The 17,439-nt window shown below is 69.7% G+C and carries 18 protein-coding genes; 6 read left to right on the forward strand and 12 right to left on the reverse strand.

What is annotated here, in order from left to right:
- Window positions 1-89: 89 nt before the first annotated feature.
- Entirely contained in the window at window positions 90-887 is a 798-nt protein-coding gene (locus tag LP52_RS17320; protein ID WP_052809957.1) for a TetR/AcrR family transcriptional regulator, read from the reverse strand.
- Window positions 888-977: 90 nt separating this feature from the next.
- Between LP52_RS17320 and LP52_RS28850 the strand changes: the two genes are divergently transcribed.
- Both LP52_RS28850 and LP52_RS17335 read left to right on the forward strand, forming a co-directional pair.
- The gene (locus tag LP52_RS28850; protein ID WP_338011647.1) at window positions 978-2,549 is read left to right on the forward strand and encodes an ATP-binding cassette domain-containing protein; all 1,572 of its coding nucleotides are present in this window, start codon (window positions 978-980) and stop codon (window positions 2,547-2,549) included.
- Window positions 2,550-2,673: 124 nt separating this feature from the next.
- Window positions 2,674-3,453, forward strand: coding sequence for an SDR family oxidoreductase (locus tag LP52_RS17335; protein ID WP_394298211.1), 780 nt, complete (start codon window positions 2,674-2,676; stop codon window positions 3,451-3,453).
- A 44-nt stretch (window positions 3,454-3,497) separates the two neighbouring features.
- On the opposite strand, the gene LP52_RS17340 is transcribed toward LP52_RS17335, so the two are convergent.
- Complete coding sequence (locus LP52_RS17340; protein ID WP_052809958.1) at window positions 3,498-4,226, reverse strand: hypothetical protein; 729 nt, start codon at window positions 4,224-4,226, stop codon at window positions 3,498-3,500.
- A 386-nt stretch (window positions 4,227-4,612) separates the two neighbouring features.
- Here LP52_RS17340 and LP52_RS17345 point away from each other — a divergent pair, with 386 nt between their 5' ends.
- A complete protein-coding gene (locus LP52_RS17345; RefSeq protein WP_040274992.1) occupies window positions 4,613-5,080 on the forward strand; it encodes a MarR family winged helix-turn-helix transcriptional regulator in 468 nt (155 codons plus the stop codon).
- A gap of 47 nt (window positions 5,081-5,127) precedes the next feature.
- Here the strand turns inward: LP52_RS17345 and LP52_RS17350 are convergent, their stop codons facing one another.
- Window positions 5,128-5,853 (reverse strand): flavodoxin family protein, encoded by a 726-nt coding sequence (locus tag LP52_RS17350; RefSeq protein ID WP_040274994.1) that lies wholly within the window; start codon window positions 5,851-5,853, stop codon window positions 5,128-5,130.
- A gap of 58 nt (window positions 5,854-5,911) precedes the next feature.
- Window positions 5,912-6,103, reverse strand: a complete 192-nt coding sequence (locus LP52_RS17355) for a methyltransferase (protein ID WP_040274996.1) — start codon at window positions 6,101-6,103, stop codon at window positions 5,912-5,914.
- Window positions 6,104-6,619: 516 nt separating this feature from the next.
- Between LP52_RS17355 and LP52_RS17365 the strand changes: the two genes are divergently transcribed.
- Both LP52_RS17365 and LP52_RS17370 read left to right on the forward strand, forming a co-directional pair.
- The gene (locus LP52_RS17365) at window positions 6,620-6,874 is read left to right on the forward strand and encodes a (4Fe-4S)-binding protein (protein WP_040274999.1); all 255 of its coding nucleotides are present in this window, start codon (window positions 6,620-6,622) and stop codon (window positions 6,872-6,874) included.
- 174 nt (window positions 6,875-7,048) lie between these two features.
- On the forward strand, window positions 7,049-7,888 hold the full coding sequence (locus LP52_RS17370; protein WP_040275001.1) for an alpha/beta fold hydrolase: 840 nt from the start codon (window positions 7,049-7,051) through the stop codon (window positions 7,886-7,888).
- Between the two features lie 256 nt (window positions 7,889-8,144).
- Here LP52_RS17370 and LP52_RS17375 read toward each other — a convergent pair whose 3' ends face one another.
- The 5 genes from LP52_RS17375 to msrA form a co-directional block, all read right to left on the reverse strand.
- Complete coding sequence (locus LP52_RS17375; RefSeq protein ID WP_040275003.1) at window positions 8,145-8,543, reverse strand: GNAT family N-acetyltransferase; 399 nt, start codon at window positions 8,541-8,543, stop codon at window positions 8,145-8,147.
- 128 nt (window positions 8,544-8,671) lie between these two features.
- On the reverse strand, window positions 8,672-9,724 hold the full coding sequence (locus tag LP52_RS17380; RefSeq protein ID WP_040275005.1) for a pirin family protein: 1,053 nt from the start codon (window positions 9,722-9,724) through the stop codon (window positions 8,672-8,674).
- Between the two features lie 239 nt (window positions 9,725-9,963).
- Complete coding sequence (locus tag LP52_RS17385) at window positions 9,964-10,944, reverse strand: DUF5996 family protein (RefSeq protein ID WP_052809959.1); 981 nt, start codon at window positions 10,942-10,944, stop codon at window positions 9,964-9,966.
- Between the two features lie 219 nt (window positions 10,945-11,163).
- The gene (locus LP52_RS26735) at window positions 11,164-11,448 is read right to left on the reverse strand and encodes a DUF2637 domain-containing protein (RefSeq protein WP_274518823.1); all 285 of its coding nucleotides are present in this window, start codon (window positions 11,446-11,448) and stop codon (window positions 11,164-11,166) included.
- A gap of 583 nt (window positions 11,449-12,031) precedes the next feature.
- On the reverse strand, window positions 12,032-12,721 hold the full coding sequence (msrA, locus tag LP52_RS17390) for a peptide-methionine (S)-S-oxide reductase MsrA (protein WP_040275006.1): 690 nt from the start codon (window positions 12,719-12,721) through the stop codon (window positions 12,032-12,034).
- A gap of 104 nt (window positions 12,722-12,825) precedes the next feature.
- Between msrA and rarD the strand changes: the two genes are divergently transcribed.
- On the forward strand, window positions 12,826-13,788 hold the full coding sequence (gene rarD, locus LP52_RS17395; RefSeq protein WP_052809960.1) for an EamA family transporter RarD: 963 nt from the start codon (window positions 12,826-12,828) through the stop codon (window positions 13,786-13,788).
- A 23-nt stretch (window positions 13,789-13,811) separates the two neighbouring features.
- On the opposite strand, the gene LP52_RS26740 is transcribed toward rarD, so the two are convergent.
- The 3 genes from LP52_RS26740 to nuoN all read right to left on the reverse strand — a co-directional run bounded on the left by LP52_RS26740 (window position 13,812) and on the right by nuoN (window position 17,418).
- Window positions 13,812-14,414 (reverse strand): PRC-barrel domain-containing protein, encoded by a 603-nt coding sequence (locus tag LP52_RS26740; protein ID WP_238580961.1) that lies wholly within the window; start codon window positions 14,412-14,414, stop codon window positions 13,812-13,814.
- A 211-nt stretch (window positions 14,415-14,625) separates the two neighbouring features.
- Complete coding sequence (locus LP52_RS17405; protein WP_040275008.1) at window positions 14,626-15,636, reverse strand: polyprenyl synthetase family protein; 1,011 nt, start codon at window positions 15,634-15,636, stop codon at window positions 14,626-14,628.
- Between the two features lie 138 nt (window positions 15,637-15,774).
- Complete coding sequence (gene nuoN, locus LP52_RS17410) at window positions 15,775-17,418, reverse strand: NADH-quinone oxidoreductase subunit NuoN (RefSeq protein WP_052809961.1); 1,644 nt, start codon at window positions 17,416-17,418, stop codon at window positions 15,775-15,777.
- Between the last annotated feature and the right edge of the window lie 21 nt (window positions 17,419-17,439).

Genomic DNA, 17,439 nt, shown 5'->3' on the forward strand with positions numbered 1-17,439 from the left:
CTGATCAGTCGTGTGGCGACCGGGCTTTCCCCCGTTGATCTTGTACCTACAGTCACATGTGATCGCTCACAATGACCGTAGGTACAAGATCAACGCTGATGGTAGGACTCCGGCGCCGGGGGCTCGTGGCGGGGCGCCGTCCCTGCCGCGTGTGCGAGGACTCCGTCGATGATCCGGGCCAGACCGAACTCCAACTCCCGCGCGGGGTCGCCGGCCGCCTGGTAGGCCTCGCCGACCGCCTGACCGACCCGGCCCGCCAGCGGATAGGACCGTCCCGCCATGAGCTCGCCGAGCGTGCCGGCGTTGGCCTCCCACCATTCGCGCTCGGTCATGCCGGATTCGTGCTCGGCGTGGCGGACCCGCTGCTCGGCGCGGGCGATGTTGCCGGCGAAACCGACCAGCAGCGCGACGGTCTGGTCCGTTTCGAGGTCGCCGAGCCCGAGCCCGTCCACCGCCGTGAGCTGCCATTCATACCGGTCGGCCGCGTTCGGACCGAGCCACGGCCGGACTCCGGCGGCATCCAGCAGCCAGGGATGGGCGCGGCAGTCGTCGTACTCCACGCGGGCGACGAGTTCCAGGCGCCGCCGCGGCTCGTCGGGAAGCTCCGGGAGTGCGGTGCGCCCGAGGGCCTGGTCCACCATCAGCACGATGAGGTCCTTGCGGCTGGGCACGTAGGTGTAGAGCGTCATCGCCGCCAGACCGAGCCGCCCTGCGAGCCCGCGCATGCTGAGCGCGTCCAGGCCCTCGGCGTCGGCCAGCTCGATCGCCGCGTCCACCACTTCGTCGACCGTGAGCCGCTGCTTGGGCCCGCGGCGGCGCGGCCGCTCCTGCTCGGGCGCCGCATGCCGCCAGAGCAGCCGCAGGGAGGGGTCCGGGTCGTGGGGCACAGCATCCACCCTACTTCTTCGTACACCGTACAGAATTAGTGCTACACTCGGCCCATCCAATTCCGTACGGCGTACAAAGATAGGGTTCCGATGTCCACAGACACCACACCCCTGCTCGCCCGCGGCTTACACAAGCGCTACGGCGGCACGCAGGCCCTCAGCGGCCTCGACCTCGACGTCTCCCCCGGGGTCGTGCACGCCCTGCTCGGTCCGAACGGGGCGGGCAAGAGCACCGCCGTCAACGTGTTCACCACACTCACCCGCCCCGACTCCGGGGAGGCCCGCGTCGCCGGGCACGAGGTCCGGCGGTCGCCCCGTGCTGTGCGGGCGGCGATCGGCCTGGTCGGCCAGACGAGCGCGCTGGACGAGATCCTCACCGGCAGGGAGAACCTGGTGATGTTCGGCCGGCTCCACAACCTCGCGAAGGGCGCCGCCCGAACCCGGGCCGGCGAGCTGCTCGACGCCTTCGGACTCGCCGAGGCGGCGGACCGCAAGGTGTCGACGTACTCCGGCGGGATGCGCCGCCGGATCGACATCGCCGCGGCTCTGGCCACCCGTCCGCGCCTGCTCTTCCTCGACGAGCCGACCGCCGGCCTGGACCCGCGCGGGCGCAACGAGGTCTGGAGGACCGTCCGGCAGGTGGTCGCAGAGGGGACCACGGTGCTGCTCACGACGCAATACCTGGACGAGGCCGACCAGCTGGCCGACCGGATCACCGTGCTCGGCGCCGGCCGGGTGATCGCGGAGGGCACCTCCGCGGAACTCAAGGACGCGCTCCGACGTCGACGGCGCCGTCCTGCGCCGCCCGACCCTCGACGAGGTCTTCCTCCACCTCACCGGCGACAGCGACGAGCTCAGGTCCGAAGGAGCATCCCGATGACCGTCCAGACGCTCCGCCACGGCTGGGTCCTCACGCTGCGCGACCTGAAGCGATGGCAGCGCGAACCCTGGACCCCGATCATCGGGATCGCCTTCTCGCTGATGCTGCTGCTGACGTTCGGCTACCTGTTCGGCGGCGCGATCGACCTGCCCGGCGGTGGCGGGTACCTTCCGTACCTCCTGCCCGGCATGTTCACCCTCACCATGCTGTTCGGCGTCGAAAGCACGATGGGGGCGATCACCGACGACACCAAGCGCGGGATCACCGACCGGCTCCGGTCGATGCCGATCGCCGGGGTCGCCGTGCCCCTCGGCCGCGCCGCCGCCGACCTGATGAACTCCGCCGTCCAGCTCGCCGTGCTGATGGCCGGCGGACTGGTGGTGGGTTGGCAGGTCGACGGCTCGATCGGGGCGGCGCTCCTCGCGGCGGGGCTGCTGCTGTGGCTGCGCCTGGCGATGCTCTGGGTGGGCATCTACCTCGGACTCGTACTCCGCGGCGAGGGCGGGCTGATGGCGGTGCAGATCCTGGTATGGCCGTTCGGGTTCCTGTCCAACATCTTCGTGGCACCCGAGACGATGCCGGGCTGGCTCGGCTTTCTCGCCGGATGGAACCCGGTGTCGGCGACCGCGGCCGCCTGCCGCGGCCTGTTCGGCAACCCGACCGGCACCACCGGAGGCGTCCTCGCCGACCATGCTGTGGCGCTCGCCCTCGGGTGGCCGGCGCTTCTGCTCGCGGTGTTCGTCCCGCTCTCCGCCCGCGCATACCGCAACCTCACCCGCTGACGACCGCAGGCAGCGGCGGCTCCGGCCAACCGGCGGCCCCGACGTTTTCGGGGCCGCCGGCCTTCCTGGGTGCGGTGCTCCAGGGAGAACCGCGGCCTCCCGCGGGCACCGCGGACGGGACAGGCTGAGGGCCATGCAGACACATCGATCAGCCCAGGAAGAACCGGCCGGGAGCAAGGTCGTTCTCGTCACCGGCGCCAGCAGCGGTATCGGAGAGGCGGTCGCCGCTCGGCTCGCCGCCGAGGGGCACGTCGTGGTGGCCGGTGCGCGGCGCACCGACCGCCTCAAGGAACTCGCCGAATCGACAGCGGAGACCGCCGCCCGAGCGGGCGGCGGCGTGCATCCCGCGCGGCTCGACGTGACCGAGCGCGCGGACGTGGACGCGTTCGTGCGGGACGCGCGCGAGCGGCACGGTCGCGTGGACGCCGTCGTCGACAACGCCGGCGTGATGCCGCTCTCGCGGCTGGACTCGCTGCTGGTCGAGGAGTGGGACCGGATGATCGACGTGAACATCCGCGGCCTGCTGCACGGGATCGCCGCGGCGCTGCCCGTGTTCACCGCCCAGGGGTCGGGGCACGTCGTCACCGTCGCGAGCATCGCCGCGCACGAGGTCGCGCCCACCGGCGCCGTCTACTGCGGAACCAAGCACGCCGCCTGGGCGATCACCGAAGGGCTGCGCATCGAGTCCGATCCGGGGATCCGGGTGACGACGGTCTCGCCGGGGGTGGTGGAGTCCGAACTGGCCGACTCCATCACCGATCCCGGAGCGGCCGAGGCGATGCGGGCCTACCGGGCTTACGCGATCGGGCCGGACGCCATCGCGGGCGCGGTCTCCTACGCGCTCGCGCAACCGGCCGACGTCGACGTCAACGAGATCGTCGTCCGCCCGGCCGGCCTGCGCTGAGGCGGACGGAGGCGGCCGGGCGCGGCGGCCGCCCGTCTCGGCCGTCAGCGCCGACGGCGGAGGCGCAGTACCGCCCGAAGTGGGGCTCGGCGCTCCCGTCGGGGCGGTGCGGCCGGGGGCTCGACGTCGACGGGGCGTTGGCGGTACACCTCCAGCACGCGGCTGCGGCCCGCCAGCCAGTCCGCCGCGCCGCGGTCGATGTAGCGCGCCACCTCGACGATCCTCTCCGCCTCGGCGGGGATGTCGACGCCGAGCAGGGAGTCGTGGTGGGCGAGGCGGTTCCGCAACCTGCGGACGCCGTCCAGCACCGAGAACACCTGCGCGCGCCGCCCCGAGGAGTTCGGGAACACCTCGTGCAGGCACTCCCGCCACAGCTCCTCGTACGCCTCGTCCAGCAGCCCCGACCAGAAACCGAAGGACAGCCCCGCGACGATCTGGTCCCGGGACTCCCTGCCCTCCTCGCGCAGGCGCTCGCGCACGGACTGGACCGATGCGGCGACGTGCACGTCGCCCGGGAGCGGCATGAGGAACCACGGGATCCGGCGGGAGTCCTCGTGGAAGCGGAGGCGCAGGCGGGAGTCGAGGGCGTTGCGCAGGAGGACTTCGAGGTGACCGACGTCCTCGAACGCGGCCGCCGCCGTGCGCGCGCTCCACTCGTACAGCGCCAGCGCATCCTGCCGGTCCCCGTCCGCCTTCTCCAGATAGGGAGCCGTGCGCGGCTCCGACAGCAGCGTCCAGACGGTGGCGGCATCGTCATCCGAGACCCGGGCCATGCGGCGAGGCTATCGCGCCCTCGCCGCCCGCGCCCGGGACACCGCCGGTCCCCCTGGGGACTCGAAGCAGGCGGCCTCGCGAGAGCCCCGCCCACGGGGACAGCGGCCGGACTCAGTCGCCGGCAGGGCCACTCCCACGGGGCAGTGGCTCCGGTTTCGCCGAGGCCGCAGTAGCCGTTGGGGTTCTCGGCGTCGGAGAGGTGCTGCTGGTGATAGTGCAGGGCGGTCGGGTGTTGTCATAGGTCGGGCCCAACACCGCACCCTGGCACACCCAGACCCGCACCGAGGTCAGCCTCGTGATCCGCAGCAGCCGCACGAGGTCTTCATCGGCGCCGTCACGCAAGCTCTAGTAGGTGAGGTGTCAACGTTTTCGTTACACTGCGTCCATGCACGAGACACCGCGCGGGCTCAGTCCGGATGAGCAGGCCGCCTGGAAGAGCTTCATCCGCATGCAGGAAATACTCATAGGACGGCTGTCCCGCCTTGTTCGGGCGGACTCCGAAATGTCCGCGTCCGATTACATCGTGCTCGCCAAACTCACTGAGGCACCTGACGGGCAGATGCGCTTCCTGGAACTGGCCAAACTGATCGAGTGGGAGAAGAGCCGTATGTCCCACCAGGTCACGCGGATGGTGAAGCGCGGACTCGTGGTCAAGAAGGAGTGCCCCGAGGACGCGCGCGGAGCGTTCATCGTCGCCACTCCGCTCGGCTACGAGGCGATCCAGGACGCCGCACCCATGCACGTCGAGCACGTCCGCCGTCTGTTCATCGACGCCCTGACGCCGAATCAGCTCAACACGTTCGCTCGGCTCTCCCAGCGCATCCTGGAGCATGTGGAGAAACAGCCGGACTGAACCGGCGACAGGGCATTCGTACGGACCCGCGGGACCTTCACGGGTGATCAGCGGTGTTCGGGGTTGGCGTTGTCGGGGCGGCAGCCGGCGTCCCATGCCGCGCGTTGGTTGCCGTAGGCCGGGAATCCGCCGGCGCGACGGATCATCGAAGCCGTGTGAAGCAGGTTGTAGGTCATGAAGCTGATGTTGCGGTTGGCGAAGTCGTTCTCCGGGCCGCCGGAGCCCTCGTCCAGGTAGGACGGGCCAGGGCCGACCTCACCGATCCAGCCCGCGTCGGCCTGGGGCGGGATCGTGAAACCGATGTGCTGCAGGCTGAAGAGGATGCTCATCGCGCAGTGCTTGAGGCCGTCCTCGTTGCCGGTGAGCAGGGCGCCGCCGACGCGTCCGTAGTAGGAGTACTGACCCTGCTCGTTGAGCACGCCCGAGTAGCCGTAGAGCCGCTCGATCACCCGGCGGGTCACCGAGCTGTTGTCGCCCAGCCAGATCGGCCCGCCGATGACCAGGATGTCAGCGGCCAGGACCCGCTCCAGCAGTGCGGGCCATTCGTCGGTCTCCCACCCGTGCTCGGTCATGTTCGGGCGGACGCCGGTGGCGATGTCGTGGTCTACGGCGCGGAACTGGTCCACGCTGACCCCGTTCGCATCCATGATCGCCACGCTGCGGTCGATCACCCCCTGCGTGTGGCTGCGCTCCGGAGACCGGTTGAGGGTGCAGTTGATGTAGAGCGCGCGCAGCCCGGTGAAGTCGGGCCTCTCGCTCACGGGAGCGGTCATGGGGTGTCCTTCCGGAGGTGCGGTCGTGCTGTCGCGTCGAAGGTTCGGCGGATGAACCTCAACCGGCTTTGAGAGTCGCCTCGATGGCGCAGTAACCGCCGACCGGGGCCACGAGGGTCCTGTCGACGACGAATCCGGCAGCGCCCAGGAGTGCCGTGTACTCCGACTCGGTGCGTTCCCGGCCTCCCGCCGTCGTCAGCATGATCAGGTCGCTTACTTTGCTCGGGTGCTGCTCGTCGCCCGGGGCCATGGGGAGCTACCGCGGCGCGCTGCGCGAAGCCGCGGACATTCTCGTCGCGACGGGGTTCGTACCCGAACGCTTGGACGTCGAGGAGGTCGCGGACCGCCTCTGGTTCTGCTTCGGGATCGCTGCCTGGCGCACCCTGCTCAATGATGCGGCTGGGACTACCGGCGAGCTGAATCGTGGCTCGGTGCCCAGGCGATCGCGGCTCTGGGGAGCCGGAGCTCGGCTGACCTCGTCTGTCGGATCGTCCTTCCCTCCCCACAGTCTCTCGATGGTCGATCAGTCGGCGCTCCGGCCGTGACGATGCGTATGATTAAACACCCTTGATTGATAAATCACCAACAACTGGCGATTCTGAAGCATGTAAATGCTGCTTTGACATGGCAATTCGTGATGTTAAACCACGGGTCTGGTCGGCCAATTTTCAGTAAAGGCGTTGATGCATCAACTGCGTGTTGCTAGCGTGACCGCCAAGCCGGGCCATAACGGTCGAAGGCGGGCGCCACGGTGACGGGGGCGGGAATGAGCGGCGGATCAGAGAAGAAGGCGTACGAGGGCCAGTCGCTCACGGTCACCTTCGAGGCCGGGCGCTGCCGGCACGCCGCCGAGTGTGTCCGCGGTCTGCCCGAGGTGTTCGACATCGAGCGGCGTCCGTGGATCCAGCCGGACAACGCCGCTGTCGACCCCACGGTCGAGGTGGTGCGGCGCTGCCCTTCGGGTGCGCTGGGATACCGACTCGCGAGCGGTGCCGCGGAGGCCTCCGGCCGGTCCGCGTAGGCAGAAGCATCACGACCCCGAGGACCTCGGTAGCTCCGGCCTGGGACGCGGTTCCACGTGACCCGGTTCCGGGAACAGGGTTTCACCTGGCCCGAGGTGCCCGGTGAATACGCGGTTTCGGCGCGAACACGCACTGCCGCCGCGAAATCCGAACGCTGAGAGAGAAGGCAGATCATGGGTTACGTCACTGTCGGAAACGAGAACAGCGCCCCGGTCGAGATCTACTACGAGGACCAGGGCACGGGCCAGCCCGTCGTGCTCATCCACGGGTACCCGCTGAACGGTCACAGCTGGGAGCGCCAGACGCGGGAACTGCTCGCGGCCGGATATCGCGTCATCACCTACGATCGGCGCGGTTTCGGCAAGTCGTCCAAGGTCGGCTCCGGCTACGACTACGACACCTTCGCCGCCGACCTGGACACCCTGCTCAACACCCTCGGTCTGCGCGACGTCGTCCTCGTCGGATTCTCGATGGGCACCGGCGAACTCGCCCGCTACGTGTCCCGATACGGCCACGAGCGGGTCGCCAAGCTCGCCTTCCTGGCCGCGCTGGAACCCTTTCTGGTCGTTCGCGACGACAACCCCGAAGGGGTGCCGCAGGACGTCTTCGACGGCATCGAGGCCGCGGCCAGGGAGGACCGCTACGCCTGGTACACGCAGTTCTTCGCCGACTTCTACAACCTCGACCAGACCCTCGGCGTCAGGATCAGCCAGGAGGCGGTCACCAACAGTTGGAACGTGGCGGTCTCCAGCGCTCCGGTGGCAGCCTACGCGGTCGTCTCCTCCTGGATCGAGGACTTCCGTGCCGATGTCGAGGCGGTCCGTGCCAGCGGCAAGCCGGCTCTGATCCTGCACGGCACCGCGGACAACATCCTGCCCATCGACGCCACGGCACGCCGCTTCCACAAGCTTTTGCCCCAGGCGCGGTACGTGGAGATCGAGAACGCCCCGCACGGGCTGCTCTGGACGCACGCCGACGAGGTGAACTCCACACTCCTCGACTTCCTCGGCTAACGGTCAGCCGTTCACCGGCCGCCCAGGCGGCCGATCCCCCAACCCGTCCGGATCCCCACAGTCCGACGACCAGCTTGTCGCCGGACTGTGCTGTAGCGACGGCCCACTCCGCCGCGAAGATTCGGGCGGTGGTCAGATGGGCGGCCGCACGGGCGTTGACGGACTGCCGGTCGATGGTCGGATCGATCACGGTCAGGGACTCCGCCGGCTCGAGCCCGCCCGCTGTTGATCGTTTCGATGTAAGGGCGCTCCGCGTTCACGCCTCACCCGCATTCTCGACCGTCTCCTTGACCAGGGCGAGGTCGGCCGGTCTCGGTCGACGGAACCGTCCGCCCTCGGCCTTGTACCCGTCGCCGTGTTCCTTCAGGTACTTGGCGAACAACGGGCACACGGGCACGACGGTGAGGTTCTCGCGGATGCTGTCGGCCAGCGCCTCCCGGACGAGCAGTCCGGCCAGGCCCCGGCCGCCGAACTCCGAAGCGACCTCGGTGTGGAAGAAGACGCGCTCGTCGGACGCCTGGCGCGGGTCGACGAAGTCCGCGCGTCCGGCGAGGGTTCCCTCGTCCACACTCACGGTGTAGGCGCTGATGGCGCGATTCCGGTCGAGCACGATGGACACGGGAGCACCGGTCCTGTCCGTGTGCTGGTCGCTCATGTCGGACACCTCTTCTGCTTTTCGGCGGGCCCGGTGTTCGGCCCGGTCGGTGGTGGGTGCGGTGGAGGCGGCCGGCCCCGACCCAGGCCGTTCCCGGCTCCGGACAGGACTCGCACACGTGGGATCGGTCAGCCGTCGAACTGTGCATGGGGCGGCGGGTTCTTCCTGGGGCGCATCTGCACCGGCGGCAGCTCCGGGGCCGGGATCCGCGACATCCCCTCACGGTTCCGGCCCGGGCCCCCGTGCCCGACGTAGCCCTCCACCCGACCGAACCGCTCGCCGTGGTTCTGCCATTCTTCCCGGTAGCGTCTGATCTCCTCCGTCGTGCGGCCCAGGAAGTTCCACCACATGAGGACCTCCTCGCCGAAGGGGGCGCCTCCCAAGAGCACGAGCCTGGCCGGTTGGTCGCCCTCGTTGGCCAGACGCAGGGCCTGAGCCCCCACCCCGGTGTAGCCCATGGCGTCCTTGGGCACGTGTACGCCTTCGAGCGTGACGTGCTCACCCGTGTCCACCAGCAGGCCGTGCTCGAATTCGGGATCGACCGGCAGGTCGAGCACACCGCCGGGGCGCAGCCTGAGCTCGGCCCCCAGCAGCGGCGTGTACATGCGCACCGGGGAACGCGAGCCGAGCAACGAACCGAGGAACACGAGCGCCGAGCCCGCGTCGAATTCGAACGGCTCGGGGACGTAGTGCTCGAACCCCCGCTCCGGGCGGTGCCGGACTTCGTCGGGCAGGGCGACCCAGAGCTGCACCCCGTGGAGCCGGGCCGCGTCCGGGGTGGAGGTCTCGGAGTGGCAGATCCCCGCTCCCGCCGTCATCAGGTTCATCTGCCCGGGAAGGATGGTGACGGCGTTCCCTCCGGAGTCGTTGTGCGCGATGGCGCCGTCGAACAGCCAACTGACGGTCTGCAGCCCCGTGTGCGGGTGCGGGGCCACGTCCATTCCGCCGGTGGCCGCCACGTCGTGGGGCCCGAAGTGGTCGACGAAACACCACGCTCCGATCAGAGAGCGCTGCCGCTGCGGCAGGGTGCGGCGCACGGCGATCGCGCGCGGTCCGCCCAGGGGGACGGAACGGGCGGTGATGGTCTCGACCGGAACGCCGCCCTCACACGCGGCCAGGGGACCGGGGAGGCCGCCGTCGCTGCACACGAGAGTGTCCGGACGGGTCTCTGTGTTGGTCACAATGCGGTGCTCTTCCTGCTTCACGGGCACGGCCTGATTCACGGATTCGGGCACGGACACGACCCCGGCGGGCCCTTGCGAGCGGGGACGAGGATTCGCCGCGCGCGTTCGTCATCGCGCCTCGTCACTTGCCGGGGAGGTGTCCTCGGCGTCGCGGGCGGCGAGCAGCGAGGCATGGGCGAGGGCGGCACGTGGTCCGACCGGTTCCCGGCGGATTCCGTCATCAGGGTCGGCCCGGGTCAGGCTCCGTCGTCTCCCGCAGCGGCAGGGGCGTTTCCTGAAGCCTCAGGCGCTCCGTGCCACCGGAGGGGATCGTCCTCCAGGGCGGTGCGGTCCCAGCGCCCGAGATTCGCGGCGGCTTCGTAGGTGGTGCGGAGGAACTCGGCGACCGCCCGATCGGGGTCGGGCGCGGTGCGGGCGGCCTCATAGGGCAGCAGGAACTGCTGGAACTCGGGGCTGTAGTACGCGCCCTCGGGGCCGACCGGCTGGTCGGCGAAGCCGTCGGGCGCGGGGTAGGCGTAGGAGTAGAAGGCACCCTCCTCGCCGCCGCCGGGCCAGAACCCGCAGCTGGACAGTTCCCGGGAGTAGCCCTCGACCATGACCCAGTCCCCGCAGTTGGGAGCTCCGCCCGGGTGCGGCGGAGCCGACCGCCCCGAGAAGCGGGTGCAGGCGAGGTCCATCGCTCCCCAGAAGAAGTGCACCGGGCTGACCTTGCCGACGAAGTGCGACCGGAACTCGCCGATCACCCGGTCGGCCTGCAGCAGCTGACGCCAGAACAGGGTAGCGGATTCGGCGTCGTAGGAGGCGTGCTCGTGGTCCTCGGCGAAGGGGATCGCCGGATCGACCTCGTTGGGCTGCGGCCGGATCGGTGCCTCGATCCCGAGCTGGTCGAGCATCTCCAGGGTCCGGGCGTAGAACTCGGCGACCGGCATCGGACGCAGCGGGAGGCTACGCACGCCGCCGTCACTGCTGCGGATATCGAGCCGGTGGCCGAGGAAGTCGAACTCGATCTCGAAGGATCCCGTGCGGTACGGGATGGCGGAGGTCGTCAGTCCGCGCGGGCTGAGGTAGAGGGTCACCTGCCACCAGTGGTTGACCAGCGGGGTGTGGGCCATGCGGATTTTGCCCACGATCTGGGTCCACATGTGCACGGTGTCGCGGGTGGGGGTCCAGTCCGAGACCCGCAGGCTCGGCCAGTTCGTCGTCGAAGGGCTGGTCACCGGTGCTCACTTCCTTCGCTGCATCTCCTGGGTCGGGTACGTCCCGAGGTGGAGCCTTGCGTCCCCGGCTCGGCGCGGATCCCGGTAGTGATTGACCGTCATTCAGATAGTAGATGATGAGTCAACTTCACGTTGGCGCCCCTCTCGCTTGGACGCACAGGCTCCGGGTTCGGAATTTTCCGGCGCGCCATCAAAGGAAACCCTAGTTCAGATGATGAATCATCTGAATGAACGGCATGGATGTCGATGTCCCGACCGAGAGGGCCGACCCCCGATGTACGGCAAGGTCGCCGTGATCCCCAGCCACAGCGGTATCCAAGCCAGCGGAGGAGATTTCACGCCCACTCTCGCCGAGTGGAGAACCACCATCGACGCCGCATGAACCAGGCCGTCTATCGTCAAGGGGATGATCGCGGTGGCCCCGCTCTCCCCATAATCCGTGACCACAGCGTATGCGTGCCGATAGGAAACGCTCGCAGCGATCACAGCGACCCCGCAGACCACGAGCTTGGTGGCCCCGCGGATGAACCGATCAGCCCTCTGCTCTTCCTTACGCCCACGCCCATCTTCGTCTGCCAGAAGCCGCTTCGCGTCCTTCCATCCTCGACAGAGGAAGAGCGAAAGCAGTCACCTTGTGACAGCTGGCCATAAAGAATCTGCGCACGCAGGGCATCGCAGAGACCGGCCTACACGCACCTGAGGCGTGTGGCCGTCGAAAAAAGGATGCTCATCTCGCTTGTCCTCGGCGACAGCCGGAGAACGTGCCTTGCCGGCGCGTGCCGGCTCGGACGGACGAACAGGGACCCGCCCGCCAGGTAGCGCAAGGGCCCGCTGGGAAGCACCCGAGAGGCAGAGGTCCACCTAGCACCGAACCGGGGAAAGCTGCCTGGCCGGGAGGCACGACCCGCCCCACAGCATCCAGGCAACCCACCGCCTGATAGCAGCTGCGGCCGCCCCTCTACTGCACAGCCCGATTCCGGGTGCTGGGTGCTTACGCCTGATGGCCCAACATCGTCGAATGATGGCTGAGCCATCACTCAGCCATCATTCGAGCATGCGCGGACGTACTCGCGTGTACTCGGACGTACTACTCGACCGGGCTCCCTGAAGATGCATCATCCGAGGTCGCGACGCCGATCGGGCAGGTGGCTCCGGTTTCGCCGAGGCCGCAGTAGCCGTTGGGGTTCTTGGCGTCGGAGAGGTACTGCTGGTGGTAGCCCTCAGCGAAGTAGAACGGGCCGGCCGGGGCGATCTCGGTGGTGATCGCGCCGTAGCCCGCGTTCGTCAGGACCTGCTGGAAGGCGTCGCGGGAGGACTCCGCGGCTTCCTTCTGGGCCTCGCCGTGGAAGAGGATCGCCGAGCGGTACTGGGTGCCCATGTCGTTGCCCTGGCGCATGCCCTGGGTGGGGTCGTGGTTCTCCCAGAAGACCTTGAGCAGGTCGATGTAGGAGACGGTGCGGGGGTCGAAGACGACGCGGACGGCCTCGGTGTGGCCCGTCCTGCCGCTGCACACCTCTTCGTAGGTGGGGTTGGGAGTGTAGCCGCCGGCGTAGCCCACGGCCGTGGTGATGATGCCGTTGCCGGCGCCGATCTCCCAGAACGCGCGCTCGGCGCCCCAGAAGCAGCCCATGCCGAACTCGGCGATCTCGCTGCCGTCGGGGTAGGGCGGGGCCAGGGAGGTGCCGAGCACCTCGTGCCGCCGGGGCACCGGCATCGGGGCGTCCCTGCCGGGCAGGGCCTGCTCCGGAGTGACCATGGACATCTGCTTCCCGAACATGTCTCCAGGCTACCTCCCGGGCCAAGGGCCGTCCTGGGCGGTCGCCGCCGATCGGGAATGGAACCGAATAGTCATGGGATGAATCGTGGCTTACGCTTGCCCGCGTGCCTGAATCCGACCGCGGTGTGCTCCTGGGAGCCGGCGCGTACCTGATGTGGGGTCTGTCGACCCTCTACTGGCCGCTCGTGTCCGCCGCCGGGGCCAGTGAGGTGATCGCCCACCGCATGGTGTGGTCGCTGCTGACCGTGCTGGCGCTGCTCGCCCTGCGCTCGCACTGGCGGTGGCTCCTGCCGCTGCTGCGCCGACCGCGCCGACTGGCGATGCTCGCCGGGGCCGCCGCGGTGATCTCGGTGAACTGGGGACTGTTCGTCTACACCGTCAACAGCGGCCAGACCAGCCAGGCGGCGCTGGGCTACTTCATCAACCCGCTGGTCAGCGTGCTCGTGGGCGTGCTGTTCTTCGCCGAACGGCTGCGCCGCGCTCAGGTGGCCGCGGTGGTGCTCGGCGCGGCGGCCGTCGCGGTGCTGAGCGTGGCCTACGGCGGCGTGCCGTGGCTGTCGCTGGGGATGGCGTTCTCCTTCGCCACCTACGGCGCGCTGAAGAAGCTCATCGGACTGGACGGGGTGGAGAGCCTCACGGCCGAGACCCTGCTGCTGTTCCTTCCGGCCAGCGGCTACATCCTGTTCCTGCAGGCCACCGGTGCGGGCACGTTCGTCGGCGTTTCGCCCTGGCACACCGCCGCGCTGGTGGGCTCGGGGGTCGTCACCGCCTTGCCGCTGCTGGCGTTCGGCGCCGCCGCCAGCCGCATCCCCCTGAGCATGCTGGGGCTGCTGCAGTTCATCGTTCCGGTGATGCAGTTCCTGTTCGCCTGGCTGCTGTTCAACGAACAGATGCCGCCCAGCCGGTGGTTCGGCTTCGGAATCGTGTGGTGTGCGCTTGTGGTGTTCGTCACCGACATGCTGCGGCACAACGCCGGTGCGCAGCGCGCGGCGGGCGGCCGCCGGGGCGCCGCGCCGCCCGAGCGGCCGGACGGGGCCGTGGAGCCGACGACCGACCCGAAGGCGTAGGCACCGCCTTTCGGCGGCGGCCCTCAGGCTCCGTCGCCGCGGCGGTCCTGCGGGTACTCACCGGCGCCCTCCCACATCCGGTCGGCCTCGGCCTCCCCCGGCTGGGGACGTTCGCCGGAGGGCTCCCAGATCGGCTGCGGCTCGGTCTGCTGCGCGGCGACCCCGGACCGAGCCGCCGTCCGCGGGTCGCCCTGCTGCGGCTGCTCGTCCGCGTCCCCGGCAGGGCCGCCGGTCGGCTGGGACTCCTCGGGCTCGGGGCGCGCGTGCCGGCCGCGCGGGCGGGCGGCCTGCTCGGGGATGCGCTGGCCGGGGATCTCGGGGTTCAGGCCGTAGTGGGCGTAGACCCGGTCCTCCTGCTCCGCCGAGATGTGCTGGTCGACGTCGAAGCTCGGCGCGCCCTTGATCTTGTTGCGCGACCAGGGCACCTGCAGCGAGTCGTAGGCCATCTCCGCACCCACCAGCGGCACGAGGTTCTCGCGCGAGCCGAACAGGCCTGTGCGCACGGTGATCCACTTCGCCACATCGGTCTGGTCGTCGAAGAAGACCTGCCCGATCTTGCCGACGGCCGCGCCGTCCTTGTCGACCAGGCGGTGCCCGATCAGCCGCTGGGTCTCCGTCGTTGCCACGGCGACTCACTTCCCCCCGTATCGCCTGCGAGCCTGTACGGCCGCGCCCGGAGCGCTCGGGGCGCACCGGGGCCGCCAATCGGCAGATTCCCGCAGGTGAAGGGGGGCATGCGGCACCTAGGGCGACCTTGCCGCCCGATGACCGATTCGTTCCCCGCGCTTTAGCCGAGCTCGGGAGGAGCGCGGCGGCGTGGGCGTGCGGTCAGCCCGGTCAACCGCTGCGCAGCACCGCGTAGTCGCACAGTGCCTCGAACGCCTCGCGCGGTCGGCCCTGCGGCAGCGTGGCCAGCTCCGCGCGCGCCTGGTCGGCCCACTGGCGAGTGGTGGCCCGTGCCTCGTCGATGGCCGCGTGGGAACGCAGCAGCGACAGCGCCTCCTCGGTCTCGGCGTCGTCGAGCGGACGCCCCAGCAGTTCGCGCAGCCGCCCGTCCGCGCCGCCGCCCTCGGCAGGGCGCAGCGCATACAGCATCGGCAGGGTCAGCACGCCTTCGCGCAGGTCGGTGCCCGGCACCTTGCCCGACTCGCTGGAGGTGCCGGTCACGTCCAGGATGTCGTCGGCCAGCTGGAAGGCCATTCCCAGCGCGTCGCAGGCGCGGGTGATCGTGCGGGTGATCTGCGGCCCGGCGCCGGAGAACATCGCGCCGAACTCGGCGGCGGAGGCGATCAGCGACGCGGTCTTGTCGGAGATGACCCGCAGGTAGTGCTCAAGCGGGTCGCCGCCTTCCTGGGGTCCCGCGGTCTCCAGGATCTGGCCCTGGACCAGCCGCCCGAAGGTGCGCGCCTGCATCCGCACCGCGTCGGTGCCCAGATCGGCCAGGATCTCCGAAGCGCGCGCGAACACGTAGTCGCCGGTGAGGATGGCGACGCTGTTGCCCCAGCGCTGGTTGGCGCTGGGCTCGCCGCGACGCAGCTTGGCCTCGTCCATCACGTCGTCGTGGTAGAGCGTGGCGACGTGGGTGAGTTCGACCACAGCCGCCGCGCGCACCAGCTCGGGGGCCGTCGGGTCGCCCAAGTGCGACGCGAGCAGCACGAGCGTGGCGCGGAACCGCTTCCCGCCGGCCGAGAGCAGGTGCGAGGCCGCCTCGGTGATCAGCGGGTCGCTGGCGGACACCGACTCGCGCAGCAGATTCTCGACGTCGTCCAGAGCTTCCTGGACCTCCTTGGCGAGACCCGCGTCGATACTCGGCAGAGCGAGGAAATCGCTCGGGACAGCACCGCTCACCTGGAAGCTCCACACGTCAGCAGGCGCGCGATACCTCCGAAACCGGACGTATCGCGCGCTCTCGGGATGAACAAAACCGACTAGCCAAGTTATCTGACCCTGAATCGGCTGCCAAAGCCACCCACCGCGTGGCAGCGGCTACCGTTCGCCCTCGACCGCCGACAACAGGGACTCGCTCTGCTGCTGCCCCGGCTGGGGAACCAGGTTGTCCAGAACCGGCGAGGGGAAGACGCCGAGCAGGAACGTGGCCGCTACCCCGATGGCGATCGCGGAACCGGTGAACGCACCGGCGCGCACGACGATCGGGCCGCCCTCGGCCGGCTCGGTGAAGAACATCAGCACGATGATACGGACGTAGAAGAACGCCGTCACCGCGCTGCTGAGCACGCCGACCACCACCAGCGGGGTCGCCCCCGCGGCCATGGCGGCCTCGAACACCGCGAACTTGCCGATGAAGCCGCTCGTCAGCGGGATGCCGGCGAAGGCCAGCAGGAACAGCGCCAGCGACCCCGCCAGCAGGGGCGAGGTGCGGCCCAATCCGGCCCACTGCGACAGCTCGTTGGCCTCGGGGCCGTTCTCGTGCGTGCGCACCAGGGTGACCACGGCGAAGGCGCCGATGGTGGTGAACCCGTAGGCCGCCAGGTAGAACATCGCGCCGGCCAGGCCCTCGGGGCTGGCCGCCACGACCGCGGTCAGCACGAACCCGGCGTGGACGACCGAGGAGTAGGCCAGCAGCCGCTTGATGTCGCGCTGGGTCACCGCGATCACCGCCGCCACCACCATCGTCAGGACGGCCACCACCCACAGCATCGGCGCCCAGTCGGCCGCGGAGGGGCCGAAGGGGACGTAGAAGACCCGCAGCAGCGCGCCGAAGGCCGCGACGAGGGTGCAGGAGGCCATCAGCGCGGTGATGGGGGTGGGAGCGCCCTGGTAGACGTCGGGCTTCCAGTTGTGGAAGGGGACCGCGCCGACCTTGAACAGCAGGCCGACGGCGACCATCCCGATCCCCAGCAGCAGCAGCGGTCGCCCGCCGCCGTCGGGGAACAGGGGCCCGCCGCCCTCGTCGACGGCAGCGGCGACCTCGGCGAAGCTCACCGACCCGGCGTAGCCGTAGATCATGGCGATGCCGAACAGGAAGAACGCCGAGGAGAACGAGCCGAGCAGGAAGTACTTCACGGCCGCCTCCTGGGAGAACAGCCGGCGCCGGCGGGCGAGCCCGCACAGCAGGTACAGCGGCAGGCTCATGACCTCCAGGGCGACGAACATGGTCAGAAAGTCGCCGGCGGCCGGGAACAGCTGCATGCCCAGCAGGGCGAACAGCACCAGCGGGTAGACCTCGGTGTGCTGGGAGCCGGCCATCACGTGTTCGCGCTCCTCCTCGCTGCCGGGCACCGCGGCGGCCTGCGCGGCGAACGCGCTCTCGCCGCTGCGGTTCTCCGCGATCAGCAGCAGGCTGATGAAGCCGAGGACCAGCACGGTGCCTTGGAGGAACACCGATACGGGGTCCACGGCGACGCTGCCGAAGGCGACGCCCACGCCCGCCTCGCCCTCGGGGAGCGAGCCGGTGATCAGGATGGTGAGCACGAACGCCGCTCCCACGGCGGCCAGCGCCAGACCGAGCTGGACCGCGCGGCGCCGGGCCGTGGGAACGAACGCCTCGATCAGCACCCCGATGACAGCGGCGCCGAAGACCACCAGCATCGGCGAAAGCAGCCAGTAGTCGATCTCCGGCGGGTTCTGAGTGATGGCCGGAGCCGCCATCAGCTGCGCGGACGACATCATGCGTGCTCCTTCATCTCGATC

Origin of the sequence: Streptomonospora alba, assembly GCF_000826685.1 — a bacterium.
GTDB classification, from domain to species: Bacteria; Actinomycetota; Actinomycetes; order Streptosporangiales; family Streptosporangiaceae; genus Streptomonospora; species Streptomonospora alba.

What these genes read in the sequence shown, in the direction of transcription:
- LP52_RS28850 (WP_338011647.1), top strand. Translation starts at nt 978, where the DNA reads ATGTCCACAGACACCACACCCCTGCTCGCCCGCGGCTTACACAAGCGC.
- LP52_RS17340 (WP_052809958.1), bottom strand. Translation starts at nt 4,226, where the DNA reads ATGGCCCGGGTCTCGGATGACGATGCCGCCACCGTCTGGACGCTGCTG.
- LP52_RS17345 (WP_040274992.1), top strand. Translation starts at nt 4,613, where the DNA reads ATGCACGAGACACCGCGCGGGCTCAGTCCGGATGAGCAGGCCGCCTGG.
- LP52_RS17350 (WP_040274994.1), bottom strand. Translation starts at nt 5,853, where the DNA reads ATGACCGCTCCCGTGAGCGAGAGGCCCGACTTCACCGGGCTGCGCGCG.
- LP52_RS17355 (WP_040274996.1), bottom strand. Translation starts at nt 6,103, where the DNA reads ATGGCCCCGGGCGACGAGCAGCACCCGAGCAAAGTAAGCGACCTGATC.
- LP52_RS17365 (WP_040274999.1), top strand. Translation starts at nt 6,620, where the DNA reads ATGAGCGGCGGATCAGAGAAGAAGGCGTACGAGGGCCAGTCGCTCACG.
- LP52_RS17370 (WP_040275001.1), top strand. Translation starts at nt 7,049, where the DNA reads ATGGGTTACGTCACTGTCGGAAACGAGAACAGCGCCCCGGTCGAGATC.
- LP52_RS17375 (WP_040275003.1), bottom strand. Translation starts at nt 8,543, where the DNA reads ATGAGCGACCAGCACACGGACAGGACCGGTGCTCCCGTGTCCATCGTG.
- msrA (WP_040275006.1), bottom strand. Translation starts at nt 12,721, where the DNA reads ATGTTCGGGAAGCAGATGTCCATGGTCACTCCGGAGCAGGCCCTGCCC.
- nuoN (WP_052809961.1), bottom strand. Translation starts at nt 17,418, where the DNA reads ATGATGTCGTCCGCGCAGCTGATGGCGGCTCCGGCCATCACTCAGAAC.